Origin of the sequence: Paenibacillus sp. FSL R5-0914 (assembly GCF_038004525.1) — a bacterium.
Classification (GTDB): domain Bacteria; phylum Bacillota; class Bacilli; order Paenibacillales; family Paenibacillaceae; genus Paenibacillus_AQ.
Genome location: NZ_JBBORH010000004.1, coordinates 191051 through 217089 on the forward strand (window position 1 = coordinate 191051; position 26039 = coordinate 217089).

The following is a 26039-nucleotide window of genomic DNA, read 5'->3' on the forward strand; positions in this document are numbered from 1 at the left end:
ATAAAAAAGAGACCTAAATACATCACACAAATCCCGTGTGGTATTTAAGTCTCCTATATTACCTGTTATTTATATTGCTAAATGAAACTAGCGAGCTCCAACTTTACCGAAATAGTTAACGGTAAAGAAAATTAATATCTTTCAAAGTACCATAAGTATATCTTGAAAAGGGAAGAAATGTAAACTATTAAAAATTAGTATTATCTTTTTTGTAAACGAATGTATTGCTTCATAGGGTTATTTAAAAAAACGATAAAAGCAAAACATAATTATTATAAGTTAAATTCTCCAGCTATATTTGATATTTTATACGTGTATTCATGTGTATATCAGCATACAATTTGTATACAAGGGATTTTCAAGTCAATTTCATTACCAATGTTCATCTCCAATGGGAGGAAGACTCAGATAATCTGGGAGATTTTAAACTGGAGTTGTATATTTCTGAATTAATAAATGGTCAGACTCCGAATATTAAATATTAGATTGGCTCCAATATAAATATAAACAGCGTCAGTCTTGGACGGGAAATAAAGTCCTAGACTGACGCTGTTTATTGAAATAATGTTACCTATAGGCTTAATAACAGAGAATGCTTGCTATCGTAACTTTAATTTAATTTTGGTAAGTTATTTGCCCTGCCAAAATGAATCCAGCAGTCACCTATTAGGAATCGTTCGGATGCACTTAAAAGTATTATGTATACGCTGAAGTATAATAACGTTGTCTTCGGATGATTTAGCAATGTCAATGATGGTATGTTAGACCGTGGAAGCATTGGTGTTAGAAAGTGACTTGTAAGTTAATGCAGTTTTTGAATTCATTTTCTCTCTCGGTCATTAATTTCATAAGATCACCCCAAAATAGTCCCAATTTACACCTAACGGTTTTTCTTCAAGGCAATCTAATACAGTTGGTCCTAGCTCCTTGATTATCGAATAGGATAAATTCATCTCTCCTATTATTTTTGACTTCCATGCTTTTGAAGTTGCTCCACCTTTAGACTTTGACAAAATAATCTTCACTTGATTTAATTCGATTAATTCGGTGGGTGTCAATCGTGGCTGAATAATCTTTACAAAGTCAACTCCATGATATTTTTGATTCCAAAGATCCAAATTTTTTTTTGACGAATCATATATTACACATAGATATCCTTGTGATTCATGGCCACTTTCCCGAAGCAAACGTACGGCGGTAATTAATTCAAGGAGATCTAAACGCAGACTGCGCTCTTTTGAACCACGAACATCAGAAGGTGTCTTTGACATGCCTAAGATGTATTTCAGTAACAGCCCCTCCTCATTACTTCTTCACTAAATTTGATTAGTTTCAATCAAACCCTCCAGCTGCTATGAAATCATCTAACGGAGTATTAGTTCCATTTCGTACTTTTTCTTCATATTCCAACCTATCCTTTTCTTCACTTTCTATTCTCATTTGTTCAAAGTATGCCTCGTTTTGTTTATCGGCCTCTTTTGTTAAATTGTTATAATAACGCTCCCTTACTTGATTCGCATTACCAATCACAATTTCATAGTAGTCAGATAACTTCCCCTTCGAGTGAATGAACTCTATTTGCTTATACCTAGGGTATTTCTTTTTTATTGAATTGAATTCACTACCTAAACTATTGTAGATATCAAAAAAAATATTATAGTAATGCATATGTGCCGCATCAAAACTACCATACTTCTTACATTCAGATCTGATTTTTTCTTCAATAATAGCTCTAATCTCTTCACTATTCATAATATTTTTTCGCGTTTTCTCCATCCAAAATTTCGCCCCCAATTAGATGCAACCGTTCTCGTTAGGTATCCAATATCATCGGTTCGGTTATCAGTTAAATACGTGCAGACCTCATCATTGGTTTCTTTGTGGAAATCTACTTGATTATCTTTTTCTTTGATTCATTAAATCGGACTTGTAAAATAAAAACAGCCCGTTAGCTTAATACTTTAAATTTTAGTCTACTGTTTATATTCTTTTACGGTAGTAGCGGATCAGATATATCCAGCTTCCGGATCGCATTAACAGAAAAAGAATATGAACTCTGATGCAATTGACCTTCAGGAAGTAGTTTATTATGTGGATTTGATTAAAAAAAGACATCCCACAAAATAAGGATGCCTGCAAATAATACTGAAATATATTTAGTTTGATCAAAAAGCAAAGCTAAACTGCCCATCTTGATCTCTTGCCATTCCATACTCTTTCTTCTGCTTTTTCAAGCCGGCATGCCGTCTGAAAAACATCGCACAGATCTCGTTTGCGTAAGCGCTTATGACGCGTCCACACACACTCTGACCAATCATTTCATAGATTCGATATTCGGGAACATGTTTGGGAAACTTAAACCAAGAAGGAATACTGAAAATCTTACGAAGTTCAGATATGGTTAAGAACCTCCACTGATCTCCCGCTTCATTAAGTACATAAGAGTTACTTGCACTATGAGATCGGTATCGTCTTGGAATGCATTGTAATTCTACATCATCGGCACCCACAAATGTTTTATCAGTACTACGCTCCGCCCATGAGTTGTTCTTTTCAACTTTTTTAGAAAAGCTCTCAAACCAGGCGTCAACTGACTTCCAAATGTGCTGCGTACCAGCTGGATCTAAATAATGAGATAGCTTATGACGCCGGAATATTGGTGCCTTTGGCTCTCTGAATTGTTCGAAGTCCTCCTGATCCTGAAGAAATAGAGAGTACGTCCGTTTTCGTAGAGCGATGCTACCAAAATCATAACTGTTAATTTGTGTAGGACCGATGAAATACGGATATTTTGGAGTTAAGAGTTCTTTTAAATCATTAAAACTAGGTGATTCATAAAAACCCGGTACGTTCTCAAAGAAAACAACCCTCGGTTCTGCTGCCTCTAATATCTTGTACGTACCTAATATAAGATTATTAAAATATCCCTGATCACCAGGACCTATACTGCTATGTGAGGAGCAATCTAGCGATACGAACGCTACATCAGCCTTTGCAACGGTGTGACAATCCTTCAGATCTCCTTGAAACAAAAAAGAGTACGGGAAATTATGTTTAATAACCTCCGCGCTATCCTCTTCTAGCTCGATCTCCTGTACTGCTGTGTAGTAGCCAGAATCTACAAACATTGATGTTCCTATTCCTGCTCCCGCGCACACAGACAGAAGGCGAATACGCTCGTCTGAAGGGGATTCAAAGGTGTCACTCTCAAACAGACGAAATTTTAAGGGACGAACAATGATTTGAGAAAAATCCCCATGCTTATATACACTGACTTCTATTTTATCCTGGATACAAAGAATGGATGAATATTTGGATCCACACGTATCAACAAGTGGCCGTGGTTCCCCACTGATACGATTAACCCTTGATGATACACTGACTTCATGAATATTGTCAGATTCCTCAAAGACTCGATTCTGAATGACAATCATTTTCTCATTCTCATCGATGCGGACAAATAAATCCATACCGTGCTCTAGTCCTGCAGTTTCACAAACAAAATTTTGTAGAAATAATCGTAGTGAATTATGTTTTTTGCTCACGGTATAAACTTTTTGTAACAACAGGTTAGCTTTATTCATAGGGACGTCCATAAACCGTGATGAGGGAAGCCCCCACCACAATAAGGGACTTCCTCCTCTCCAGTTTTGAATTATTATTCTGTTTCTACACATATTGATATTTATCGAGAGAACCAGATTATGCTAACATTTTTAATTCCATATATATAAATTTATACTTCTTTCCAAGCCTGGTCCTCCAAATCTTGCGCTTGTGCTTCAGTATAGAGCAGTGGAATATCTTCCAAACGATAGAGTACGTCAACAACCCGATACTCTGGTTTGTTAGGTGTTCCAGTCACTTCTATCAGAAAAAGAGGCGTAAGAAAGTCTTCGTTCTCCATGATGGTATATGGGACGTTGTGTTGATTAAGAAAAGACTCAGTAATTTTGGTAACGCTGGACCAAGAAGACGTGTCATTTTGTTTCTCCATATGTTTTTATTTCTCCTTTTTGAAAGTCTTTATTTATAAAGTTCATATCTCTAGAGATATATGTTTATCTTCAGCAGTTTTAATTATTGTTTTTTAAACAATAGGTTAAAAATAATCTTATTTACCCAGCTAACTCTTAAAATGAAAAAGCAAGCTGACCTTCAGAAATCTTTCGTCCTGGCTCCGCTAACACTAGTTGAATAGGTTGACTAATAAGATCATAACCCTCAACATTTCCTGGTCGAGCATACCAAGGGGCATAAAAGTAAAACTGAATGGTACATAGTTTCACGGCAATCCCCGATATATCCTGACCGTAGCCCCGTAAAAAATAATTAGAAGCCGGTAGCAATGTTGCACCGCAGCCTACACATGAATCTAGTACTGACTGCCTTTTCATATGTTCTGGGTCCCCATCACCGTGGCATATCTCAACCATCATCCGAGTTATATTAAACGGTGTTGGATAATATCCAAGACCTGATTTATATCCTTTGCCCGTCTCATCACAGAGAACATGGGATAAATAATCCGTGGGATTATCGAGAACCAGGAATAAATCAAACTCCTTGTAATAATGCTCGTTTAAGCTTTCTGAGATCCTCGGTGCTTCTATGCTCCCTGCCATCCCCCACAGTAGCCAATCTGCAAAAGTATCGATATTAGAGTCATAATGCTGAAGACACTTAGCAAACATCTTTTTAGTTGCCTCTGCTTGATGGGAGGATGTATCTTTCCACTCTATTTGAGGGATCGGACCACTACCTTCAATTGTTCCTTTTTCCAAAATATCTGTCCAGTATCTCCATCTGCCCCATAGAAGGTCATCGTACGCGAATAAAAATGGCAATAGCCATCCTCTCTTCTCAAACACTTCGGAATGATGCTGTGGTAGCCCTCCAATCGCCTGTGCATATCCAGCTATTTCATGGGGTAAACGAGCGAGCTGCTCAACTGAAAAGCGATCGATCCGATATAAATGTTTTTTATCTTGTGGTTTAGACATAGTGTCTGTTCTCCTTAGAATCCTCCCCTTCTGCACAGGAGGAAGTGTTGATCCCTGTGCAGAGGGTAGAACATATAAGGTTGGAAATAAATCAAACCACGTTTCTTAGTTGAGGTGTATACGTTTTGTATATCGCCGCTTTTTTTGCTGAATTTCATCGCTGCTCAGTACAATGGCAATCCACATTTGACCTTTCCATGGACCATGTCTCTTTATGTTATCTACTGAATTCCAATAATGATTGATCTTAAGGGTGTAGATGGCCTTTCCATATGGGTCTATACCGGTTCTTAAAACTTTTGCATAACGACCCCTTTCTGGACCGTCAGCCAAAATATTTACAATATCGGATGCCTGTATCTGGATCTTCTTTTCCATACGAATCAAATATCCCCTTTACGCTTTGTTGATAAGTAGCGGAAGTAAATCTTGATCAATTAAATAATGTTAGTTGGCTGATAAGGCGTCGCTCATAAACTGTTCAAAGGTTTTATCTGCTTCAAACAAAACTTGTAGAATTGTGTGGCCATCTACTAGTTCGAATTTACGGAGTGCCCACATCAGCGTTACCTGTTTTGATCGAATCTCTTCCGTTACAAAGCGTAGAAGCCTCTTATAGGAATTATTCTTTATATTTGTAGGAGCGGGATCACTGAAAACATATGTACTAAGCGATGTACCATTTTTTTGGTCATGGTCGCGAAGACAGTTACAGAATACGGCATTATAGATCCCAATGGCAATTTGATTGGCCATCATATCCAGGTCGTATTGCTCAATGTTAGGATATTTACGTAGATGCTTAATCAAATCGTTTATTTCTGGATAATGGGAATGCATTCTTCTTAACTCTTCAAAGATTTCTATTCGAAAGGTTAACGATTGTAGCTCGGATTTTTCAGACACTTCGCCATGTTCATCTAAAAAAAACAAAATGCAGGTGAGATGTCCGTTATCCATTTTTTTGAGTATGCATTTACCTATATCACTCTCATTGATTTTTACAATGTACATGATGCCTATTTCCATCTCTGAATAGGAAATATTCTCTATCGGGACAATATAAGTCCCTTCCTGTAAGTTCTTAATAAACATATATTTACTGGTAATCATTTTCATAGCCTCCATTAGAACTCCCCCTATCTGCACGGGAAGAGTTGATTTAACCCCGTGCAGTGGGGATGTTCGTATAGAGAAATCTATTAGCCTGTTTCCTGAATATTCCCAAACTGGATTTGCTGGTACATTGCTTTCGCGAGTGCTGAAGCAACTGGAAAAGCAACACAGTTACCAACACATCGATACTGTGCAGAAAGTGGAACGTCTGCAGGGAGTGTAAAACTGTCCGGAAATCCGGATAACCGCAGCGCTTCACGTACTGTGATACGGCGATTTTCAGAAGGGTGCAAAAACTCCCTTCCGTCTTTAGCAATATGTGCCGTAATCGTTGGGCTTGGCTTATCCCATTCTAGTCTTCGCATTCCGCGGTGCTGATTTCGTGGATGCTGAATTACGTCAAATAACCGCTCAGGTGTCGGACTTTCCCATGTGGCCGTATGGTTGGGGGTAATCCCTAGAACTCGTTCTCTAGCCGCTATAGTTTCTGCAGTAGGCAGATCACCAATCGCTTGTCGAACAGTTCTCTTCACGTATGAAGGAGTTGGAAAACTAAAATGGAACCCCAAATCCCTTCTAATTCCAGCGATAAACACGCGGTTTCTCTCTTGCGCTACACCGAAATGCGCAGCATTTAAGAGCGCCCAGGTAACGTTAAATCCCATGCCCTTATAATTATCGATTAGATGGTAAAAGGATTGGGAGTGTCTTGTCAGTAAGCCCTCTACATTTTCAAATAGAAAAAAATCGGGCATCATTCTCCGGATTATTTCTTGATAAACTATTGCTAATTTTCCGTGATCCCCTTCAATTCCACGATTGACTCCAGCAGAGCTGAAATCGATGCAACTGGGTCCGCCAATAAATCCGTTGGACTTCGGAATACTGCTTAATGGCACCTTTGTAATATCTTCTACTCGGATATGCCTACCAATGTTTATTTCGTAACAGTGTGCAGCGTGTGGATTGAATTCATTCGCCCATTGAATGTTGAACAATTCTTTAAATCCTAAATCAAGTCCACCCATTCCGGAGAAAAACGAAGTAATTGTCGGTTTTCTAGAACATTGCATTTGTTAGCCCTCAATTCGCTGTGAAGCTCACAGCTACGAGAGGACAACCGATATGAGAAATGCTGGGCCATTATCTCCTCACTTGCAAGAAGGGGTTCCTAAGCCTTCCCCCTTCGCTTGAGACGGTTTTATGAGGTACATTAAAGAGCCGGTAACGCCCAAGTTTACTTACTGTGGCAGGGGCGTAGCGTATCCCTCAACCCTTTTAGGGAAATGCAAGACGTTTTCGTTCCTTTTTAGCTTCTCTCTGAAGAGAAAACCAGGAATCCTCACGGTATTTATCACGATCATCTTCCGCACATCGAAATTCATTACGAAAGCAATCAGGAGTACCGTAATATTCGCAATCCTGGCAAACCGATTTGGTGAATCGTTCTACTTCATGACAGAAAAGAAGAAATGTGCGGTTTAGCGGTATGTTGCCTATCAGCTCTCGGTTGTTAATTTTGTGAGAAAACTCAGTTGACGAGAAGGCAAGAACCTCCGATACTCCTGCGCAGTCCTCATAGGATTGCTCTAGGACCACTGATAATTTTCTACCATCTACATATCCCTTGTTAAATAAGTCTGTTTTTAACCTTCCATTCAAAGGAATGAAAACATACCCTGCAGAGCTATGAATCAGTTCCTGCATCTTGTATTTCTTTTTTCCTGTACTGTTCACATGGACAGGAACGGGCTTGGGTTTTGACAATAATTTTATCCCTCCTATTTTGGGCACAAAAAAAGGAGACGCAAAAAAGATATACATTAACTTGTATATCTCTATGGTCTCCATGATTTGAACCTTATGTATGAGCTGCAGTTGCAGCATACTCCTTCCCTGCAAAATAAAAAGATCGCAAGGGAAAATTAATTAAATCGTATTGGAACAATTATATCGTTATCTCTATCATCTGGGAAGTCTAGGCTGATTTTTTTGTTGATTTTTCATTCTTTAATTTATTATTTTTAGAACCCCATCTTTTCCATAAACCATGCGATACTCATTACATCATTTATTCGGTCCATATGGATTTCTTAAATATCTAACCCATTATTTTTTGCATACTTAATAATGCAATTAATTTTGCGTGATGCTTTAAAGGATCCTCTAAGTTTTAGATAACGTAAGATCATCGTAAAAATACAGAGTGCAGGGACAACAATAACTAGAAGAATACCATCCAAGGGTTATACTCTTCCCAAGTTATCAATAATTGTGTTGGGATAATAAAGTAAAAGACTTAACCCAGAGATAGAAAAACGGTAGCCATGGACGAGAAAATATAGTCCTAGACTGCCGCTTTTTTTTATTGAACTGTCGTTCACGTTAGTTTAATGACATCTCTAAAAAAAGCTTCTCATATATAAGGGGAATTTGAAGGAGTTTTTAACAACCAAAAAAAAGAATAATATTTTTCGGGAATCGAAACGAATGAATGTTCTCTATTCTATACTGTTGTAATTGACACGAAAACAGATTGGAAAGTTTAGCGAAACTCATATAGTAATGCTCATTAGTGTTTATCTGTTTATCAATGTTGAATGTGCATGGTTTTATTAAATTGTATCATGCTCCCAGATTCTGAAGGCTCGTTAAAATGACTTTATCCATTTCCTCATTTATCTTTGCTTAGTTGTTTAATAGATTGAATCGCCTGCGTAAGTTGGTTTAAAGAGTTATCCAGCATTCCCAACTTATCTACTATCGTTACCAACTTATCTACTATCGTTACCAATACGTAGCGAACCAGAATAAAACATAACGTTACTGGAAATCCAACATTCGTGACCAGTGAAATTATATCAGTTACCTCCATTGCAATCCCTCCCTCCTTTTACGCGTCTATCTAATAAGGAAAGTAATGACTCGAATTCACAACCATTCCATTCAAAAAAATGGTATAATAAGAACAAATGTTCCTATTTTGGTTGTTAAAAACATCCTGATTTTTCCCTATAGGTATAACAGTCATAAAAGGAGAGATTCTATTATGGAAATGCAGCCTACTGTCTACGAACGTTATAAAACAGAAATATATCGAATTGGATGGAGATTACAGTATCAAGCAAAAAAAATCAGGAACCGGGAAAGCTCACTTTACGACAGCGATTATTCTAGCTCCAGTTTTACATCTTCTTCTGAAGATAAAATGTTGATTCAACAGCTTATGAATACCTTGCCCCCACAGGGAAAGGTAATTATATATAAACTTTATATTCAAGATTTGACCGAATCTGAAGTTGCAAACGAACTTAAAATCAGCCAACAGGCGGTGAATAAATGGAAAAGAAAGATGATGCAGAAATTATCCCAGATGGTGAGTTCTTAGAGTTAGTTCGTGCTGCTAAGAAAAAGGATCCAGATGCAATGCTACAACTCATTCAACTCTATAAAGAAGATATTGTAAAATTAAGCAAGTTCATTCATTTACCACAAGAAGACGCTGTTTCTCAAATCGTTCTTGAATTTTTGGAATGTATAATTCGTAATGAAGTGTCAGAAACCAATGGAAATATAGACTAAAACATAGTTTGCTTTAACTGATTTCGAGAAAGTAAGTTCTGCTGGAAATGCTGCTCCCATCAACAAAACCTTGAAAGGCATAAAGCCAATCAAGGTTTTGTTATTTAAGGGGTCACTATGCCATCTATCGTCTCCCATGTTTCTATCAATAATATGCTCCGCTTCCCAAAAAGCTGCAAGCTAAACCCTCACATTCTAGCTTGTAGCCTTCCTTTACTGAGGTGTTCATCCATAACGGGGGAGTCCCTATAAAAAACCTTGAAAGGCACTAAGCCAATCAAGGTTTCAGAGAGAAGTTATTAAATTAAAATAGCATACATAGAGATTACCAAACTACCAAAACTAGCCTCACACAATTCAGCTGGACTAAAGTCCCCTCCATTTAAACAATCCTCTAGTCTTTTTCTAAAATACTCTAAGGTATCACTATCCAATTCTAATACGAAGGTAGTACCCAGAAATGATATTCTATCATCCTCATCATTAATAATTATTTTTAAGTCAATTACTGTCCCCTTTGTTATTTTTAATGATGATTCATCTAACCTGATAGTTATATCTCCCGGCAAGTTCATTCTCGACAGCAATAATCTCGCTCCATCAATATTTAAAATTAGATGAACTGCTTTCTTACCAACTTGTTTAATTTTAATCATCGTTTCTACTCCTAATTAATTAAGTGAGATCTGGATATTCTTGTCCCCTCATATTTATTTCCTTTTGACTGTAGAAACTCAAGATGTACATTTGGAGTATTCGGAACAATTTGAGCCATAACACTTCTTAGTTTAGTTGATCCTCAGGATATCCTGGATTAGGCGTATTTTTAAGTTCATCCTGTGTCCCAACAAAAAAAGATTGTACAGTAGGCAATTCTTTATTACCGGATTCTCCACTCCCAAGATTATGTCCGTGAATCATTTTATCCGTATCTATTTTTTTTCGTTCTCCTTGTTCACTTAGAAAATAGTACTCGTCAGAAGCTACCCCATATTCTGCATCTTCTGTAGAGGTTTTTAATAATCCTGATTCAGGAATTTGATAAATATTCTTTCCTTCAAGATTTTTGATATTTTCAAATCCTTTTTGATTGTAGATAATTTGTACCCACCCATTATAGTCTTCAGGTATAAGAAATACATTTGGGTGACGATTTTTAGATCCGCAAGCTGTCAGACTTACAAGTAATAACAATATGGCAGTTATAAAAGTCGTCTTTTTCATCACTTACCTCCATTAAATAGTAATATTTATAACTATATTACACTTTATGTTATTTCAAAAAACAAGTTTTTAAAATAAGTTGTAATATTAGCTTTATTTTTACCTCCATAGTAGAAGGCCAACTATAAGAGAACATTTAGTTATGGTTAGGGAATGGATTGAATTATTCTCATTCTTATAGTTGAACTATCAATGAACTTTAGGAGGAATTATTATGGCAATTACACTTTCAGTTAGAATTGTATCATTTATATCTAAGGACTGGGTTACCTCACCATTTCCAGCTCCAATTGGATATAGAAGTGAGTTTAAGGGAGATGATCGTAAATTCAATAAGGATGTTTCAGCATCCTATCGAACAGCTCAACAAATCAATGCTACTTTTACAAATACGGGTGGTACTTATACTGCCTACCGAAATACGGGGATTACAACTGAACGTAGCACCAATATTTCGACGGGTAATTATGTTGATAGTACTGGACAAGCAGATCCAAAAGGCATTACTGCAAGTGTAGACACTTCTTATCTTTTGGGTGGGAATTCTGATTTCTACAGATTTGTATGTGATGGGGATGCAGCTGATCCTCTAATTCCCGGAGCGCCTGCTGTAAATTATCATCTTTTTGTTTCTATTCATAAAAGTGGTTTGATCTCAATCGAAGGATTACATGATGGGTATCCCTCCTTTGAAGTATACGCAAGTGTAAATGGTGGTACATGGAAAAATATTTATCTCTTTGAGGAGAAAACTCTATTAAATCTATTCCCACCGATGGACATCAATGTGTATGAAACCCGAAACATTATATAAAAAAGACTTATCTTAGGATGTCATATGAAATGATAAGCATTCTATACGTGCCGATATTTGATCGGCACGTATTTCTTATAAAATCTTTGTGCCTTTAATCATGGTCTTCTTAAGTTTAATAGTAATAAACCTACGCATAGAAAAACCCTCGGGCATTCCTGAGGGTTTTTCTTATAGTTATGCTTTACCTTTTTACCCTACTCGTTCGCAAGAAAAACTCAACCGAGAGGTTGTAATTCGTTCTCTTATATTGCCTATACAAGTGAGGGGGACAAATTCTCCTAACGTCCATCCTTGCAGTACAGTTTGTGTAACGTTCTACTCGTTGTGAGGGATACACACTAGTAGAGAATATCCCAACAAGCTGAAAAATGATGAAAAGAGGGATTTATATGACTTGTAATCAAACACCTAAAACTATTGTTAGTTTCCCAAAACCACCTGCAACACCGGCTCCCATTGGTTTAACAGGCTCGCAATCAGCTGTAGGTACTCGTTTTCTTATTTCGGACAATCCAGAGACGATCAACTCCACTACAACCACATTTACAAACGGCTTCGCTACACTGTGGAGCGATACTTCTACTGGTAACTCCACTGTACGTTACAGAGCTTTCTTGTGGCATTATAATAACACAGGTGCTTCAATTAAAGTAGGGATCACACTGGGGAATGCTGGTGCTTCTTCCTACTCGATTCATAACTTGAATAACGCTATTCAGGTAGTTCCTATTGGTCAGATTTCGTCGCTTGGAATCTGTGCGGCTGCTGCTTTGGTAGGAGGGACTATGGATAGTATTCCACCAACTAATTCTTCCGTAGCAGCGGGTCAAATAGGTGTTGTAAAAGAATGGATTGTAGGAAACGGGGAGATTGTAGGTGGTGTCATTGAATTTTCCATCAGTAACACCGTTGCTAACGTTGCCATGAATTACAGAGTCCGTACCGTAGCAGCAAATAGCGTAAGTGCAAATCTAAGTCAAAACCAAACGGCGGTTGTTAATTACTATACCAATCCGGCAAATAATTCCACGCATCCCCGCGGTTCATGGGGCTTTGCCGATATTGCGAGCTCAGTTAGTTATAAAGCTGGAAGCGGATGGGCATATTACAACGCTAGTAACGGCAATCTAGATAACCTAATGACAGCAAGTAATTCGTATAAAATTTCTGGCGCTCCAGCATCACAGGGACCAGCAGACAGTGATAAAGGACATTATGGAGTCAAATACAATCTTACTGTCACTCTTAGTAATGATACTGGCTCTGAAAAGAAAGTTAAGATTTATGTTGGTGCTCGCGGTACTGAATATTATGCAGGTGCAGTTAAGTGGAGCGGTGACGGTGTGACATACAAAATCCCTGCGGTTAAATCCTACTTGGATACTCCAGGAACTAATCAAGAAGGGGTTGAGGTAGTAACGGTAACGGTCGCACCTGGAGCCGTAATCACTCGTATAATTACTTTATCAACTGCGGGAGCAGCATCTACCCCGGCACTTATTGCTTTTCAGACTTTGTAATAATAAACAAAACAAAGAAGCCCTTCTTATGAGGGCTTCTTTGTTTTTCTTAATCAAATATCAGGAACCTATGAATAATTATTGCGGTTGAAAATCTGAGAACCCTGAGATTAGTACCCTCGACCCCTTGCTGACACTATCGACCTTCCATACACCATTCGTAAATATGAGATTGATCGTACGATCCTCGGCATATTGATCTTCTCCTGTTAGACCATTTGCCAAAATAACCGATTGGGAAAGTGTGGCTGAAGTCTTGTTAATGTATACTGGCAACGAGGCAGGCGCTTCATAGGTACTAGCTGTATTCAAGCCTTTATTTTGAACGATAGACTTAATTAATTTATCTGTAAAGTACGGTTTGAAGTAGGAACTAATATTTTTAATTGAAGAGACATCAGCTGCTTGATTTAATTTATCGGAAAGTAGTTTTAACCGTGGATCCATAATTTTCTGTTTATCAGGGATTTGAACAGACGGCTGCTCCATGTTGACAACGAGTCCCTTACCGCCCAATGTCAGTGTCGCCTGCTTAGACTGTTGGTTCCATAAGACATTCGCACCTAACGATTGCCCGACAAAGCGTAGCGGAACATAGGTTGTTCCTTTAATGACCTGCGTGGCAGTATCTAAATCAATATATTCCTGGTGCTGAATATCCGGATTATCTGTAGTCGGCGGTGATACAATAATTGCGCGTTTGAAATTTGCAGCAAGCCAGATGGTCGAGTCGCCATTTTTAATCTTTACTTCTTTCTCCGCTTGAAACCATTCCACACTCGCGCCTAAATTTTCTGAAACAGCTCGTAACGGAATGAGAACTCGACCGTTGTTAATCTGACCGTTGTTTATGATCGTAGGTTTGGATGTATCCGCCGCAAAGCTAAGCACCGGTATTGCTGGAAGCACAAGTAAAGCTGAGGCAAATAAGGAAATCGTCAATTTTTTCATCATAATAAAACCTCCCATAATAGATTCAACTTAACTATAGACGCTTCTCTCCCTTATTTTGTTTCATTTGTTTTATTACCCAAATTCTTATAGGGTTATCCAATAATTACACACTATATTGCTCGTTACTGAATTAGCTACGTAAAACTTCTCGCCGTTCGTTTAAAAATTAATTAATAAAATGTTTAATTTAGAAACTATTGAATACCTGTTTACCTTTTACTTGAAAGGTAAGTAAAATAACCAAAAAGCCCGCTATTGATGATGCGAGCAGGCTTTTTGAATCAATTCCAACCCATCAAAGCCCCCCACGCTAAATAGGATAGGAATTTTAATTAGGCGCTAGCTGCATTTGATCCACGTAAGCACTTCCAGCAGCGTTGTTAATAAAAATTTGAATCCCAATGTATCTAGTTGAACTTTTTGTTGTAAAGTTAATGTTTTTGCTGAACCAAGCACCTGAGTTTCTTTGTTCAGTGACTACTAGCCAATGATCGTAAATTTGAGGCCCTTGTTCTGGAAACTCCCTTACTAAAATTTTTATTTCTCCATTAGTTGTTGTTAAATCATTATAAAACCAAGCGCTAAAATTATAAGATTCCCCCGGGTTGACCGGGATTTTTTTATTCATATTTATCCCTGTATTAATCGAACTTCCGTTTTTGCTAAATCTCAGACTTCCTGACCCTTCCTTCACTTTATAAGAATCTACTGTAATTGAACTGTCAGTTTTGTCAGTTTTGTACCAGCCGTCCATCCCCCTGTTAAATCCGGCATTTATGATTCCTGGAGTGATATTCACAGAATCAATGAAAGCGGTACCATAAGTTCCTGAATCTGCTACGATCTGAACTGTAATCCAATTAGTCTGAGTACTTGTTGAAAACGAAATCGACTTTTTTGACCATTGCCCAGGCACTGTCGAAAGAAGCTGGCTTCCTGAAGCCACTTGTCCGTAAAAGTAGTTGTACTCTTTCCAAGTCACATACACTTTTCCGCTGGTCGTGTTATCCATTATATCCGCCGTTAGCGTATAACTGCTCGCGCTATCGGCAGATATCGAGTAAGCCTGTGTCATAGACTGAGAGGTGGTTGCTGTCGCGGAGGAAAACTTTAGGCTACTGTTTCCGTCTACAGACATTTCATTTGAAATACTCATACTTGGACCAAGTTTCCACATCGCGCTTCCTTCGTGAAAGTCATGGTTCTCGAGTAGCGTATAATAAGGAGCTTGTCTTTTAAGGGTATTTCCATTTTTATCATAGATAGTACCATACTCGAGATGTCCTGACTTTGTGCGTATAGAGGATAATCTACCATTTAAATCATAATTATAAATACTTTTGGTATCTATGTATGTGATCTCAAGTTGAGTCACGCCATATCCTTCAGCGCTTTCGTACAACATACCAGATGAGTTGCCTGTATAGTACATACCGAGCTGCACGAGACCCGTTCGAAAATATGCGGTATCAATTTTGAGGTTGCTCCATCTGTAAGTTTCGTACTTCGGTGTATACGATACATTCGCCGTAACTGATTTGGAATCCAGCCAAATTGGAGGATTATTATAATTCAATTGCATGGTAATAGGTGCAAACAACTGTCGAACCGTAACAGGAAACGAGCCGTTATAACTGTTATAACCATGAATCGTTAAGTCAACATTGGTTACTTGAGCTGATTTAGGGAGCTGGAAATCAGAAAATTGAACGAACGACATACATTTCCTCGTATTTTGGTCGTAACCGACGACAAGACCTATATTTAACGTGTTAGGATCATTGGAGCACGTATTATACGCTCTGGATTTCTGACTATTTATGCTAGGATCGATCGTAACCGGGTATACTAGACCGTTGTCGTCCCAGGACAGATCCAAATACGTTTTACTTCCCACCGTGCGCTTTGCTGTGTTCACTGTTCTTTTTATTCCAGTACTGTCTTCAAGCCAAGCGGGAAGAACCGTTAATTCTCCTGAATTCATATCTTTGTCCAGGTTACCTTTAACTTCAAAACTAAAAGAATTAGGGGCTTGCGCGTTCAATAAAACAATATCTTCCTTTATACCCGTAGGGGTAATTGTTAATTTTATATGAGTAAATGCCCATACATTCTCGTACAACATAGTGTTAGGGTTATTCGGGTCTTTCTTCCCTTTGGAAGGGTTAACGTTTTGTGGAATAAAGGAAAGTACATCGGCTCCTTTACTAATAGAGTAACCTGCAGCAATTTTTTTGGGAAACTCAGCATGGAAAGGGACGTGCAAGGCGTAATAAGACCCATCTATATCTTGTATCTGAGATTTGTTTTCTTTATTGAAGGTTTCTTTAATATTCTTCAAATTCTTAAATTTTTCTGAGCTACTGCTTGAAACCTCTTTGTCGTTAATTGAATTAAAAAGATTTTCATCGGTTACATCTGTCTCTATTTCATAAAACTGCCCATCTTCACCTTGATAGTGTGTCTGTTCGTTAAACACTTTTCGCACGTATACTCCTGACTGATCCGTTTTGAAAGTCTTGGTATTCTCGGTTCGTAACTCAGGAATCTCTTCTTTGGTTTGCACCTGTTGACTCTTTGTTTCATCTGCCTCAACTATCTCACCATACGCATTCTGCCAGAATAACATTCCTGCGGCCAGTATGGTGCTTAACGTCAATAAACTTTTTAGAAACCTTTTCATAACTTCCCTCCAATTCTTTATCAAAAGTTTGTGGAATAATGTAAATATTCCACTAATAACAAATTTTACAATACAAATTTCGTTTTTAATACCCTATAAATTGCATATCTTTTTTCTATTATTTTTTTCGAAAAGAAAATTTGAAAATCGAAATTCATATAAGGAAGATGTTAAAAGTGATGAGAAACGTATGGATATAGAAGAAGTTGTAGTAGAGAAGTAGGAACTCAAATAGAAATATGCCTACTGTTTTACAGAGGCATGTAATCACATTTAAGTTTTTAAATAATAGATAGCTGTTCTTATTTTTTGTTTTTTTTCAGATTGTTTAATAATTCACTTCTCTTTTCTTTTCTCTCCTTCATTATCTCTGCTTGTGTACGATCGATAATTTTGATTGCTTTTTTTTGGAATGTAATAAGCTTCCCCTTTTTATCCATACTATTTCTTCCCTTCTATTAGAGATTCATAGTATGTAGTCTTCTCAAGTTTCATAGTTATAAACCTATGCACAAAAAAACCCTCGGGAATTCATTCCCGAGGGTTTTTCTTATATTTATGCTCTAAGCAATACCTTCTCAGCTTTCTCTTCCGTAACGGCTACTCTTTCACCAAGTTGCTTTAACATTTCGTTACGCAGCTGGCGCCGTTTATTCAAAATTTCTTCCTGAGATTTATCCTCTACCTTAATTGGCCTGTTCTGCAGCATCTTGGGTAGCCTCCTTTTTTGAGATCATGTTTTTGTGTAGTACCAAACAAAAAGCATGAATAAGTCTTCTAATTTGTCTTGACTCTATTATATCATTGGAAATTACTAGAGACAAGGCGCGTTTGTCTGACTCATCAAAGTGGAAGCACCACACCCAGCGTTCATTATTCAGCATTTTCATTGAGAAAGCGACGACAACTCTTCCTGGATATGGGTAGCTAATATATGAATCGCTAGATTTTTCTTTTGCTGCAAATACAGCTGCATACTCGAATTCCTGCGTGACAGTTAAATCTATCTCACTCACACTTCCTCCAGAAGTGCCTACGTCGTATATCTTTGTGAGTATATTTTCTTTTACGGCATAAATCGTAAATGGAGAGACGAATCTCAGATCATCAAAATTAAGAATTCCGTTGGTTAAACGATATAAGTTGGTGTTGACTACGTTAAGTAAATTAACCAAATAAGAAATACTATTTTCTGAATTATCGATATCTTTAGCAAGCCCATCTACTGATCTTTCTAACTCTTCTATTCGATCTCTTAATTCCTGGATGGTTTCCTCCAATACTTCCTCCCTACCTATAGAATATTGCAGTACAGACTCAATACTGCCATCTTTTATAGGGACTAGTAATGTATTGAAAGCATCGTATAGACCATTAAAAGTGAAGTGATCCTTTTGAATGAAAGTACTCCAAACAGCATATTCCGCAGGACGTCTGGCCTTCAAAGCTTCAACGTGGAATTCAGGCGATCCTAGGGTTGCCATCTTGTCTATGTATCGTTTTACATAAAAAAAGTAATAGATAACAAATAGCAAGACTACACTGCCCAGAATAATAGACCATAATGGTAAATGCTTATACCAACCGGTCAAGATGACTATTGCTTGTCCTAAAAGAGGTAGTGAGCTCCATTTTATCGCTGAAACTATTTTAGCGTGTTTAAAATATCCTAATACCTGCTTAATGGGGCCTTTCCAAGCAATGCTTACCCATTTTTCGTTTTTCTGCTCTCTCATCTTTTTTATGATTGGATCGTAAGTTCCTTTTAATTCGTCAATATAGCTATGATAGTTTCTCATTATGTCAGATTGGTCCATGAAATATTTCCCTCCCCTTCATTACTATTCCACAATTGTGGTGGAGATCCTTCCTTTAACTAGTTTCTTTCAAATGTCATTAACTACAGGAAAATCAAATGACAACTGACCCTTGGTTTCTGGTTTATAATTCATAAAAACATATTCTTTCTCTATTCTTCGGGTTTGTCCTAGTTCAGCTTTGGATACTGTGCCTACCTTTGCTTCGAATGTCTCACAATGCCAATCCTTATAAAGATCTAGAATTAACGGGTCGCCATAATACGTGACCATGCATTTTCCTTGAATATTATGAAGCATTGTAGCAAGTTCAACATGTTCATCAAAAGCGAATTTGTAATAGTGCTCACGGTGAACATATGGAGGATCGACAAATAGGAAAGTACCCGGAGAATCATATCGCTGTATCATATTTTTATAGTCAAGACATTCAATCATGACACGACTAAACCGCTCTTCAAAAGCTTCGAGTTTTGCCAAAGAGTTTTGAAAATCACTAGCGGTGTTCTTAATCTTTCCGGATCGCCATCCACTTTTAATACCGTTTGCGGGTATTATGCAGTTTCGGAGTAAATAGTACCACCTTACTGCTCGTTCAAGAGGATCCTTAGGAAGCTCCTCATGTTGCCATTTTTCGAAAAGGTAGCGGCTTGTCGGTAAAGTAGATAATGAACTTATCAACTCATCCCTTCTCTCTCTAAGAGTTAGAAGGAAATTGATTAGATCATGATCCTTATCATTAAAAACCTCTACCTTACTTCTTCTTTTAGCCACAGTCATGTGCCCTCCGCCTCCAAAAACATCCGCCCAGCAGTGGTGTTCAGGAATTAAAGGAACCAGGTCACGAGACAGAAAATGCTTTCCTCCAAACCACCGAATTACACTCCCTACGCTATTTTCATCAACATAATTTGTCGCCATATCCATCTCTCCTGTTTCCGATATCGTATTTAGTCGATATGGAAATAGGCAGGACTCTATCTGTCCTCTCACGCATTCTCGAACGATTTGCGTAAGTGCTACATATCCCAATTGGGAGCTCGCTGAAGGGGGCTACAATGAACCTCAATACGGTTTATTCCGTACCTTCGTCGCACCTGATATTAGAGAGTATGGAATCGCATCTTTAACATTTCATTCATATGAAACACCATTCCTTATTTGATAAGTGCGATTTGTGTCCGGAGTAGCGCTTCACTAATTTTATTTTCACTCTGCAGTACATAGCTCTGCTTAATTAGACACAAAGTAAATTTAGCTAGACACTTACCGTATTTATTTTTAATACTCTCAAATTCGGAATCTACATGCAGTTCCGCAAGTGAACCTTTATCCTGTAGAAAGGCTTCCAGCTCACCAGTTTGATCTTCTTCATGGAGCAGTAGCTCCATTTCTCCTAAAGCATTTTTAACGTCTTTCCGCTTCTGGTTGTAATTTCCGAGTAGTTCCTTTAGCTCTTCAAGATTCCGCTCGATGCCGTAAAGATGGGCGTTATTACTAAAATTAGTGATAACCTCACTGGCTTCTTGAGGAGTCTGTAATCGAATCATTGAAGTGATCTGCCATTTCTCACGTTGAATTTCCTTGAGTTTCCGCTTGTTCAGCTCTTCCTCGATTAAATCACCGTAATAATTTGGCTTGCTTCCTAGCGGTATTCCAGATCCATATATGCGATAAGAAACGTTATGCTCATCAAGCAGTTGCTTAAGCGGATCTGAGAAGGTTCGACCTGCATGAATTTCTACAAAAGGCAATGATTCCATACGGAGAATCAGATTCATGACCTTATGGGCTAACTCAATCGCTTCATTTTTTCGTGGATGATATTTTTGCTTAGGATACGGCTCGACTAATTCCTTATAGCCAATAACTCGCTGCTCATAATGACTCAAAAAGAAGATGTCTTCATGAGGAAAGTCACGGATTTCCATGTACTTGATGACTGAATTAACCCATCGACTTTGCGTTCCTTGGAAGAACTTGTGAGCCGGCATAGCTTCATCTGGTCTTGCTGAAGATTCTGTTATAAAAGCAATTCTTCGCATTATTCCACCTCAAGTCTAATTTTTATTTCTCTGATTAATGCTTAGGGGTAATGTATACACCCATTTCTCCAGGATTAAATCCTCGGGATACAGTCTAATACATTGGCCACAGCATTCACCTAATCGCGTCTCATGTAAAACTCCTTCATTCCCGCAGCAATCACATACTTGAATCATCGCAGGATGTACTTCACCACAGCTTGAGCAAACAGGTTCTTTGCAGGCTGGCTATTTCGAAGTGATCATTTAAAGGATTTTCGCTGGTATGACGCCAAGTTTGTTCTTTTTTACAGCAAGCTGTTAAAAGGCTCATCCTAATTCCTCCTCTTTTTTTGGGCATAAAAAAAGGAGACAAAAAAAAGAATATACGTGTCCCGTATACCTTTTTGTCTCCATAATTTAAACCCTATTTTATTTCTGCTATGCAGAAGTCCCCTTCTCTGCATGAATTATAGTTCTGCAGAGAAAATAAATGTGTTTCGTAATAGATCTAGTATATTATCTCTTAGGTAATTTGGAAAGAAAAAGAAGGTGAACTGAATGTAGTTATGTGTTCTTGACCTCTATTTTCCGTACCTTGCGGAATGCCCCAAAAAATGATTTACTAGTTAGTAAGCAGTAAGCAGTAAGCAGTAAGCAGTAAGCAGTAAGCAATTGCCAATCAAAAATCAAATATGCTAAATAATTCGGAAGCACCGATAAATTCTTAAACCATGAGCAATCACGTTCATGGTTTAGAATCTATCGGTGCTTTTTTATTTAATTTAAGGAGGTATATACAAGAGCTTCTGCTTACAGTGCTGCCAGAAATTTATAAATGAATAAATCTGGACATAAAAAGGAGAGGATTAATGAATGATAGACAGTACACTAATGTCAATAATATTGAGAGTCATTGTCGGTGGTGCAATGATGTTTGCAAATCGGAGTTTGTATCATTTATATGCTCAGGATTTTTTACACAAGTCACCTTGGCAAATTCTTCATTATGTCATATTTTTTATACTTATGTGTTTCTTTCGTCCCTTATCCCTTATACAACTTGGAAAGGAAATAGTGCGGGATCTTTATCGAGTTTGGAAAAGACGGTAATTTTATTGGAAATGTTTATGTTTAATAAATTAAACTCTTATTTTAATGAAATTGGCGTACCTTCGTTTGTTGCTAGCTTTGGCGGTGATATCGGAGAAGCCTTTACATCTACCGGTGCAAGTACTGTTTATCCTCCTTGTAATTATTTCTAAGACAATCTTGCTCTAAGATATTAGTTGAAATCTCACACGTCTAATCCGTCAGCATAAACTGATGAATTTTTTTACATTGATTAACGAACGAACGTTTGGTTATAATACAAACAAATGTTCTTATTTTTTGAGACGGTTAATGGAGGGGGATGCATGAGCAAGCTGGACAATAACGAAAGATGGAAAACGAAGATGATCATGACCGAACATGTTGAGCAGTACGAGGAACAGCAGCTTGAGAACCCAAATAAAATGATAACAACGGAGGAACGCACGATGGTGCGAGACCTCATTTTGCTTCCTTATATAGATACTATGGTTAGCAAGAGCCTGAAAGAGATCGAGCCCTCAAGTAACATTCTTAAACGTACCTTTTTGATGGCTGGAGAATCCATACAGCGCCGGATCATGCAGGATACCTATCGCCTACAGAAAGAGCTGAAGCAGCGGAATATCAAAATGTTGGCGGATGAGCAAGATGATTTTATCACATATTACAAAATCTTTTGCCGAGGATATCAGGAACGATTTGGATTAACTCGTGATGTTATGCGGACAGAAATTAGCCTCCGGCTGACAAAATACACATCTGAACTGGGAAACATCTTAAAAGACCACCTGAAATAACGAAATCCCGCCAACCAATTATGGTTGACGGGATTTTTTGTTATTGCCAATTTGGCTGTAGAGTCCGTGAAAATCATTGACTTCCAAGGTAAGTGCACATTGTTCCGTTCCACCTATTTCAATGTAGTTTAGATTTGTCTGCTCAGGAGTCTTAATCAAAAAAATGGCTTGTCCCGAAGGGATACGAAGCTGAGCCTGAAATCTAAGAAGAATAACTTTTTTAAAACGGTTTCCTTCTCACTTATATGTGTCCGGCAAATATGTCGGCATCTTCGCTTGTTTGATGAGAAGGACGCCGTCGAAATGCCGTCGTAGCTCTAACGGCATCGGCATTTGCACCTGATAAGAGGCTATCATCCGTTCGAACATCCAAGAATTTCCCCGTTCATTTTCCCGATAGCGTAAATCCATGAATGTATATGGCTGTCCTACAGCCGCCAAAATATCTTCCATAGACCCCGGAATAATCGGATTCAACTGAATCGGTTCCCTCGTATTCTCGGCTGCTTGTCCTTCGCCCATAAATAGACCCATGACGTAGCTTTCCTGTTGCAGTTCCTTTGGCATAAGCTCTCCCATACTCTTCGGCATGGTGGAAATCAGAGACTGTGCTTTGCTGATATGGCCATTATGGCCCCATACGATGATATTCTCTTCCGGATAAACTTCTGTCACCAACCATGCAAGGTTGCTGGCCATCGCCCGATCGCGCCATTCCATCATGGACTGAGCGCCGCTATAATCCCATTGTTCTGTTAATAGATTGGATTGGATGCACAGCTCATTAAATTCCTGAATGACCCGGATTCGATCCTCTAGCGCTCGCTTCATTAACTTGACGATATGCGGCTCATCGGGATAGTCCATCTTCAACGCATTTTCATTCTTAGTCACAGCCTGCAATAGCTCTTCATACACCTTAATCAGCTCAGGCTTGGCCTTACGGAATCCGCTTTGATCCTTGCTCATTCTCCACTTATGAACCTCTTGTTCCGCTTGCAGCGCTCTGTCCTTCAGCTTAATACTTGGAATCCAGTTCGCATTCTGAAAAAGCGGGGATTGCACCTGAATATCGAAGCCCGTCAGTCGCAAAGGCGATTCGCTCTTATGTGTCTCCTTCATGTATTCGAATAGCGGCTTCGTCTCTTCCGTCCACCATACGCCAAATATGGAACGCCTCATCGTATCGGGAGTCGCCGTCTTTTTTATCCGTCCTTGACCAAGGGCTGCATCGCCCAGACCACTCTCAAATGCAACAATGTTAAACCCTAGCGTTTGGTGCATGTATTGAATGAGGCGCGTTTTGACTAGATTAAATTCGGCCACACCATGTGAATTTTCTCCCAAATATACGATTCGCTTATCAGCGAGCAACGGGATCAGTATATCAAGGTCGCTAAATTTGTCCTGCCCAATGGATCCTCCGTTCGAAGACCATGATTCCGGTTGGATCGTCTGTAAGGCATAAGCATGATCCGCGGCCCAACGCTTCCAATCGGATAAAGTAGCCTGATACGATCTTGCTGTTCTGACTTGCTGTTCATTCACCGCTGCTTCCCCATATGCAGTCTTGACCGGGATAACCGCTGATGTTATCGAGGTACTAAGCATGATCAAAGTGAGCGGCATGCACAACAAGCTACGCAGACTAAGGGTATTCGCCTTCCATTTCATTGCATCTAACTCCTTACCGAAAAATAATTTTACGTTCTACTTCAAATATACATTCATTGCACCACACCTTTTTGATCATTATTGCTATCTTTATGTGAACACAATAATATGGATGGAGTTATCCTTTATATACCCGAAAAACAAAGCAATATATATCAAATATGCAGCGGTTGCTTCTGATATTTTATTCTTAAGGAGGTTATAACATGAGCTACAGTCCGATCATCCAAGAGTCGATTGCCTATATAGAGACGCATTTGCCCGAAGAATTGTCACTAGAGAGTATGGCTAAGTTTGCAGGGTTTTCAAAGTATCATTACCATCGGATTTTTCAGCAAGAGGTTGGCGTGAGCGTATCTGAATACATCCGATTTCGGAGAATTGCAAATTCGTCCAACATGTTACTGTTCACAGATGAAAGAATTATAGATATTGCCATTTATTATCACTTTGAGAGCCAAGAATCGTTCACCCGTTCTTTTAAGAAATACTATCAATTACCGCCAGGGCAGTATCGCAAAATCATGGGCAAATTAACGATGCAAAGGGAGGAAATGAAAATGAAAAATGAACAATTATTAAAGGGATGGCAATTAAGCGGGAGTCACCCCTTCAACTATCAGATGGGGATTGACCGGGAAACCTTCCATCAAGGGAGAGCGTCCGGATTTTTAAAGTCGGTTACAGTGGTACCGACGGAAGGCGAATTTGCAACGATGATGCAGCAATTCAAAGCGGACAAATATATGGGCAAAAGACTAAAGCTCTCAGGGTTTATCAAAACAAAAGCAGTGAGAGGGTTTTGTGGGTTCTGGATGCGAGTCGATGATGCTCTTCATGATGTCCTGCAATTCGATAACATGAGTGACCGCCCCATTATTGGAGATACGGAGTGGAACCATTACAGCATCGTGCTGGATGTGCCGGATAATAGTGCCGCGATTGCTTTTGGTGTGCTGTTGTCCGGGAGTGGACAGGTCTGGATAGACGGGCTTCAATTCGAGGAAGTGGATACCAAGGTACCTACGACGAATATCGATTTTATGTGTGAACTTCTAGACGAGCCTATGAATTTATCGTTTGAGGAATAGAGAGGTGTTGCAGAATGAATGATGTTAAAAAACAAAACCTTGGCAATGTCATCGGTCTTGTAATCGTTACGATCGTAATGGCTTCAAAGTTTTTGATAGGAAATATATTCGTGAGCTTGGTAAAAGATATTTTACTTAATACCCGACAGTAAAAGAGTAGTTAGTTTGCACAAGACAAAAAAGCTTACATCCCACACAAAGGTATGCCCCTTAAGCAAGCAGCTTAACTGTTCAATAAAATAAGCAGGCTTCGGCCTGCTCAACAATTTATGCTATTAAACTATAGTGTCCCGTTAGCGTAACGGACTACCATTGCATAAAAACGGCCCTGACTATTCAGAAAGGGCCGTTCTTTTACGTTTGCGAGGACGAAGAATGTTCATAATTCAGTCCTCTTTATGTTATGCGAAGAACTATCGTAATTCGCATTAATTATTATATCCAGTTTTATCTTAATGTTGTGTGCTAAAATTAGGCAAAAAAAATACCTTAACTATTCAGTAAAGGTATTTCCGTCGTAATGAGCGAAGAACTATCGTAATTCCCTCATATCCTGCTCTAGCGTGAGGAAAACTATCGTAAACCTCATCACTTAGAATGTACCCTAATGTTAATTGAAAACAAACCATTTGTCAACAACCG

The 26039-nt window shown here is 38.5% G+C and carries 28 protein-coding genes; 7 read left to right on the plus strand and 21 right to left on the minus strand.

The genetic code is table 11. The annotated features are described in order from the left end of the window. Positions 1-845: 845 nt before the first annotated feature. The 10 genes from MKX60_RS30070 to MKX60_RS30115 form a co-directional block, all read right to left on the minus strand. Positions 846-1271: a hypothetical protein gene (locus MKX60_RS30070; protein WP_341061919.1), complete on the minus strand. Its 426-nt coding sequence runs from the start codon at positions 1269-1271 to the stop codon at positions 846-848. A gap of 61 nt (positions 1272-1332) precedes the next feature. Further along, on the minus strand, positions 1333-1776 hold the full coding sequence (locus MKX60_RS30075) for a hypothetical protein (RefSeq protein WP_341061922.1): 444 nt from the start codon (positions 1774-1776) through the stop codon (positions 1333-1335). A 389-nt stretch (positions 1777-2165) separates the two neighbouring features. Continuing rightward, positions 2166-3584, minus strand: coding sequence for a DNA cytosine methyltransferase (locus MKX60_RS30080; protein ID WP_341061924.1), 1419 nt, complete (start codon positions 3582-3584; stop codon positions 2166-2168). A 152-nt stretch (positions 3585-3736) separates the two neighbouring features. Next, a complete protein-coding gene (locus MKX60_RS30085; RefSeq protein ID WP_341061925.1) occupies positions 3737-3997 on the minus strand; it encodes a hypothetical protein in 261 nt (86 codons plus the stop codon). 136 nt (positions 3998-4133) lie between these two features. Next, the gene (locus MKX60_RS30090) at positions 4134-5003 is read right to left on the minus strand and encodes an SAM-dependent DNA methyltransferase (protein WP_341061926.1); all 870 of its coding nucleotides are present in this window, start codon (positions 5001-5003) and stop codon (positions 4134-4136) included. Between the two features lie 105 nt (positions 5004-5108). Further along, complete coding sequence (locus MKX60_RS30095) at positions 5109-5381, minus strand: hypothetical protein (protein WP_341061928.1); 273 nt, start codon at positions 5379-5381, stop codon at positions 5109-5111. Between the two features lie 69 nt (positions 5382-5450). Next, complete coding sequence (locus MKX60_RS30100; RefSeq protein ID WP_341061929.1) at positions 5451-6131, minus strand: hypothetical protein; 681 nt, start codon at positions 6129-6131, stop codon at positions 5451-5453. Between the two features lie 74 nt (positions 6132-6205). Beyond that, on the minus strand, positions 6206-7192 hold the full coding sequence (locus MKX60_RS30105; RefSeq protein ID WP_341061930.1) for a DNA cytosine methyltransferase: 987 nt from the start codon (positions 7190-7192) through the stop codon (positions 6206-6208). Positions 7193-7397: 205 nt separating this feature from the next. After that, on the minus strand, positions 7398-7886 hold the full coding sequence (locus MKX60_RS30110; protein ID WP_341061931.1) for a hypothetical protein: 489 nt from the start codon (positions 7884-7886) through the stop codon (positions 7398-7400). Positions 7887-8793: 907 nt separating this feature from the next. After that, the gene (locus tag MKX60_RS30115) at positions 8794-8994 is read right to left on the minus strand and encodes a hypothetical protein (RefSeq protein WP_341061932.1); all 201 of its coding nucleotides are present in this window, start codon (positions 8992-8994) and stop codon (positions 8794-8796) included. 174 nt (positions 8995-9168) lie between these two features. On the opposite strand from MKX60_RS30115, the gene MKX60_RS30120 reads away from it, so the two are divergent. Together MKX60_RS30120 and MKX60_RS30125 are read left to right on the plus strand one after the other, a co-directional pair. Continuing rightward, the gene (locus MKX60_RS30120) at positions 9169-9507 is read left to right on the plus strand and encodes a sigma-70 family RNA polymerase sigma factor (RefSeq protein WP_341061933.1); all 339 of its coding nucleotides are present in this window, start codon (positions 9169-9171) and stop codon (positions 9505-9507) included. Continuing rightward, positions 9459-9701: a helix-turn-helix domain-containing protein gene (locus tag MKX60_RS30125; RefSeq protein WP_341061935.1), complete on the plus strand. Its 243-nt coding sequence runs from the start codon at positions 9459-9461 to the stop codon at positions 9699-9701. The genes MKX60_RS30120 and MKX60_RS30125 overlap by 49 nt, the downstream gene beginning before the upstream one ends. Positions 9702-10000: 299 nt before the next feature. On the opposite strand, the gene MKX60_RS30130 is transcribed toward MKX60_RS30125, so the two are convergent. Together MKX60_RS30130 and MKX60_RS30135 are read right to left on the minus strand one after the other, a co-directional pair. Continuing rightward, complete coding sequence (locus tag MKX60_RS30130) at positions 10001-10357, minus strand: hypothetical protein (RefSeq protein ID WP_341061936.1); 357 nt, start codon at positions 10355-10357, stop codon at positions 10001-10003. Positions 10358-10484: 127 nt separating this feature from the next. Further along, entirely contained in the window at positions 10485-10925 is a 441-nt protein-coding gene (locus tag MKX60_RS30135; protein WP_341061937.1) for a DUF6843 domain-containing protein, read from the minus strand. A 214-nt stretch (positions 10926-11139) separates the two neighbouring features. Here MKX60_RS30135 and MKX60_RS30140 point away from each other — a divergent pair, with 214 nt between their 5' ends. Together MKX60_RS30140 and MKX60_RS30145 are read left to right on the plus strand one after the other, a co-directional pair. Further along, positions 11140-11739, plus strand: coding sequence for a DUF3238 domain-containing protein (locus MKX60_RS30140; protein ID WP_341061938.1), 600 nt, complete (start codon positions 11140-11142; stop codon positions 11737-11739). A gap of 392 nt (positions 11740-12131) precedes the next feature. Beyond that, positions 12132-13262: a hypothetical protein gene (locus tag MKX60_RS30145; RefSeq protein WP_341061939.1), complete on the plus strand. Its 1131-nt coding sequence runs from the start codon at positions 12132-12134 to the stop codon at positions 13260-13262. 78 nt (positions 13263-13340) lie between these two features. On the opposite strand, the gene MKX60_RS30150 is transcribed toward MKX60_RS30145, so the two are convergent. From MKX60_RS30150 to MKX60_RS30185, 8 genes are all read right to left on the minus strand, one after another. Next, a complete protein-coding gene (locus MKX60_RS30150; RefSeq protein ID WP_341061940.1) occupies positions 13341-14216 on the minus strand; it encodes a stalk domain-containing protein in 876 nt (291 codons plus the stop codon). Positions 14217-14544: 328 nt separating this feature from the next. Further along, entirely contained in the window at positions 14545-16899 is a 2355-nt protein-coding gene (locus MKX60_RS30155) for a hypothetical protein (protein ID WP_341061941.1), read from the minus strand. Between the two features lie 302 nt (positions 16900-17201). Continuing rightward, positions 17202-17339, minus strand: a complete 138-nt coding sequence (locus MKX60_RS30160; RefSeq protein ID WP_341061942.1) for a hypothetical protein — start codon at positions 17337-17339, stop codon at positions 17202-17204. Between the two features lie 116 nt (positions 17340-17455). After that, entirely contained in the window at positions 17456-17608 is a 153-nt protein-coding gene (locus MKX60_RS30165; protein ID WP_179086930.1) for a hypothetical protein, read from the minus strand. Beyond that, the gene (locus tag MKX60_RS30170; protein ID WP_341061943.1) at positions 17586-18716 is read right to left on the minus strand and encodes a hypothetical protein; all 1131 of its coding nucleotides are present in this window, start codon (positions 18714-18716) and stop codon (positions 17586-17588) included. The genes MKX60_RS30165 and MKX60_RS30170 overlap by 23 nt, the downstream gene beginning before the upstream one ends. Positions 18717-18785: 69 nt before the next feature. Then, positions 18786-19637: a DNA adenine methylase gene (locus tag MKX60_RS30175; protein WP_341061944.1), complete on the minus strand. Its 852-nt coding sequence runs from the start codon at positions 19635-19637 to the stop codon at positions 18786-18788. 236 nt (positions 19638-19873) lie between these two features. Continuing rightward, the gene (locus tag MKX60_RS30180) at positions 19874-20761 is read right to left on the minus strand and encodes a hypothetical protein (RefSeq protein ID WP_341061945.1); all 888 of its coding nucleotides are present in this window, start codon (positions 20759-20761) and stop codon (positions 19874-19876) included. Positions 20762-20951: 190 nt separating this feature from the next. After that, positions 20952-21074 carry a hypothetical protein gene (locus tag MKX60_RS30185; protein ID WP_341061946.1) on the minus strand — a complete coding sequence of 41 codons (123 nt, stop codon included), beginning with the start codon at positions 21072-21074 and terminating at the stop codon, positions 20952-20954. Between the two features lie 538 nt (positions 21075-21612). On the opposite strand from MKX60_RS30185, the gene MKX60_RS30190 reads away from it, so the two are divergent. Both MKX60_RS30190 and MKX60_RS30195 read left to right on the plus strand, forming a co-directional pair. Then, the gene (locus tag MKX60_RS30190) at positions 21613-22005 is read left to right on the plus strand and encodes a hypothetical protein (RefSeq protein WP_341061948.1); all 393 of its coding nucleotides are present in this window, start codon (positions 21613-21615) and stop codon (positions 22003-22005) included. Positions 22006-22158: 153 nt separating this feature from the next. Then, positions 22159-22632 carry a hypothetical protein gene (locus MKX60_RS30195; protein ID WP_341061949.1) on the plus strand — a complete coding sequence of 158 codons (474 nt, stop codon included), beginning with the start codon at positions 22159-22161 and terminating at the stop codon, positions 22630-22632. A gap of 237 nt (positions 22633-22869) precedes the next feature. On the opposite strand, the gene MKX60_RS30200 is transcribed toward MKX60_RS30195, so the two are convergent. Then, positions 22870-24306 (minus strand): erythromycin esterase family protein, encoded by a 1437-nt coding sequence (locus tag MKX60_RS30200; RefSeq protein WP_341061950.1) that lies wholly within the window; start codon positions 24304-24306, stop codon positions 22870-22872. A gap of 206 nt (positions 24307-24512) precedes the next feature. Between MKX60_RS30200 and MKX60_RS30205 the strand changes: the two genes are divergently transcribed. Continuing rightward, positions 24513-25397, plus strand: coding sequence for a helix-turn-helix transcriptional regulator (locus tag MKX60_RS30205; RefSeq protein WP_076301018.1), 885 nt, complete (start codon positions 24513-24515; stop codon positions 25395-25397). Positions 25398-26039 lie beyond the last annotated feature (642 nt).

Bases quoted from the DNA above. Each gene is read 5' to 3' on its own strand.
- MKX60_RS30070 (WP_341061919.1), bottom strand. From the start codon at position 1,271: ATGTCAAAGACACCTTCTGATGTTCGTGGTTCAAAAGAGCGCAGTCTG.
- MKX60_RS30075 (WP_341061922.1), bottom strand. From the start codon at position 1,776: ATGGAGAAAACGCGAAAAAATATTATGAATAGTGAAGAGATTAGAGCT.
- MKX60_RS30080 (WP_341061924.1), bottom strand. From the start codon at position 3,584: ATGAATAAAGCTAACCTGTTGTTACAAAAAGTTTATACCGTGAGCAAA.
- MKX60_RS30085 (WP_341061925.1), bottom strand. From the start codon at position 3,997: ATGGAGAAACAAAATGACACGTCTTCTTGGTCCAGCGTTACCAAAATT.
- MKX60_RS30090 (WP_341061926.1), bottom strand. From the start codon at position 5,003: ATGTCTAAACCACAAGATAAAAAACATTTATATCGGATCGATCGCTTT.
- MKX60_RS30095 (WP_341061928.1), bottom strand. From the start codon at position 5,381: ATGGAAAAGAAGATCCAGATACAGGCATCCGATATTGTAAATATTTTG.
- MKX60_RS30100 (WP_341061929.1), bottom strand. From the start codon at position 6,131: ATGGAGGCTATGAAAATGATTACCAGTAAATATATGTTTATTAAGAAC.
- MKX60_RS30105 (WP_341061930.1), bottom strand. From the start codon at position 7,192: ATGCAATGTTCTAGAAAACCGACAATTACTTCGTTTTTCTCCGGAATG.
- MKX60_RS30115 (WP_341061932.1), bottom strand. From the start codon at position 8,994: ATGGAGGTAACTGATATAATTTCACTGGTCACGAATGTTGGATTTCCA.
- MKX60_RS30120 (WP_341061933.1), top strand. From the start codon at position 9,169: ATGGAAATGCAGCCTACTGTCTACGAACGTTATAAAACAGAAATATAT.
- MKX60_RS30125 (WP_341061935.1), top strand. From the start codon at position 9,459: ATGGAAAAGAAAGATGATGCAGAAATTATCCCAGATGGTGAGTTCTTA.
- MKX60_RS30130 (WP_341061936.1), bottom strand. From the start codon at position 10,357: ATGATTAAAATTAAACAAGTTGGTAAGAAAGCAGTTCATCTAATTTTA.
- MKX60_RS30135 (WP_341061937.1), bottom strand. From the start codon at position 10,925: ATGAAAAAGACGACTTTTATAACTGCCATATTGTTATTACTTGTAAGT.
- MKX60_RS30140 (WP_341061938.1), top strand. From the start codon at position 11,140: ATGGCAATTACACTTTCAGTTAGAATTGTATCATTTATATCTAAGGAC.
- MKX60_RS30145 (WP_341061939.1), top strand. From the start codon at position 12,132: ATGACTTGTAATCAAACACCTAAAACTATTGTTAGTTTCCCAAAACCA.
- MKX60_RS30150 (WP_341061940.1), bottom strand. From the start codon at position 14,216: ATGATGAAAAAATTGACGATTTCCTTATTTGCCTCAGCTTTACTTGTG.
- MKX60_RS30155 (WP_341061941.1), bottom strand. From the start codon at position 16,899: ATGAAAAGGTTTCTAAAAAGTTTATTGACGTTAAGCACCATACTGGCC.
- MKX60_RS30160 (WP_341061942.1), bottom strand. From the start codon at position 17,339: ATGGATAAAAAGGGGAAGCTTATTACATTCCAAAAAAAAGCAATCAAA.
- MKX60_RS30165 (WP_179086930.1), bottom strand. From the start codon at position 17,608: ATGCTGCAGAACAGGCCAATTAAGGTAGAGGATAAATCTCAGGAAGAA.
- MKX60_RS30170 (WP_341061943.1), bottom strand. From the start codon at position 18,716: ATGGACCAATCTGACATAATGAGAAACTATCATAGCTATATTGACGAA.
- MKX60_RS30175 (WP_341061944.1), bottom strand. From the start codon at position 19,637: ATGGCGACAAATTATGTTGATGAAAATAGCGTAGGGAGTGTAATTCGG.
- MKX60_RS30180 (WP_341061945.1), bottom strand. From the start codon at position 20,761: ATGCGAAGAATTGCTTTTATAACAGAATCTTCAGCAAGACCAGATGAA.
- MKX60_RS30185 (WP_341061946.1), bottom strand. From the start codon at position 21,074: ATGAGCCTTTTAACAGCTTGCTGTAAAAAAGAACAAACTTGGCGTCAT.
- MKX60_RS30190 (WP_341061948.1), top strand. From the start codon at position 21,613: ATGAATGATAGACAGTACACTAATGTCAATAATATTGAGAGTCATTGT.
- MKX60_RS30195 (WP_341061949.1), top strand. From the start codon at position 22,159: ATGAGCAAGCTGGACAATAACGAAAGATGGAAAACGAAGATGATCATG.
- MKX60_RS30200 (WP_341061950.1), bottom strand. From the start codon at position 24,306: ATGAAATGGAAGGCGAATACCCTTAGTCTGCGTAGCTTGTTGTGCATG.
- MKX60_RS30205 (WP_076301018.1), top strand. From the start codon at position 24,513: ATGAGCTACAGTCCGATCATCCAAGAGTCGATTGCCTATATAGAGACG.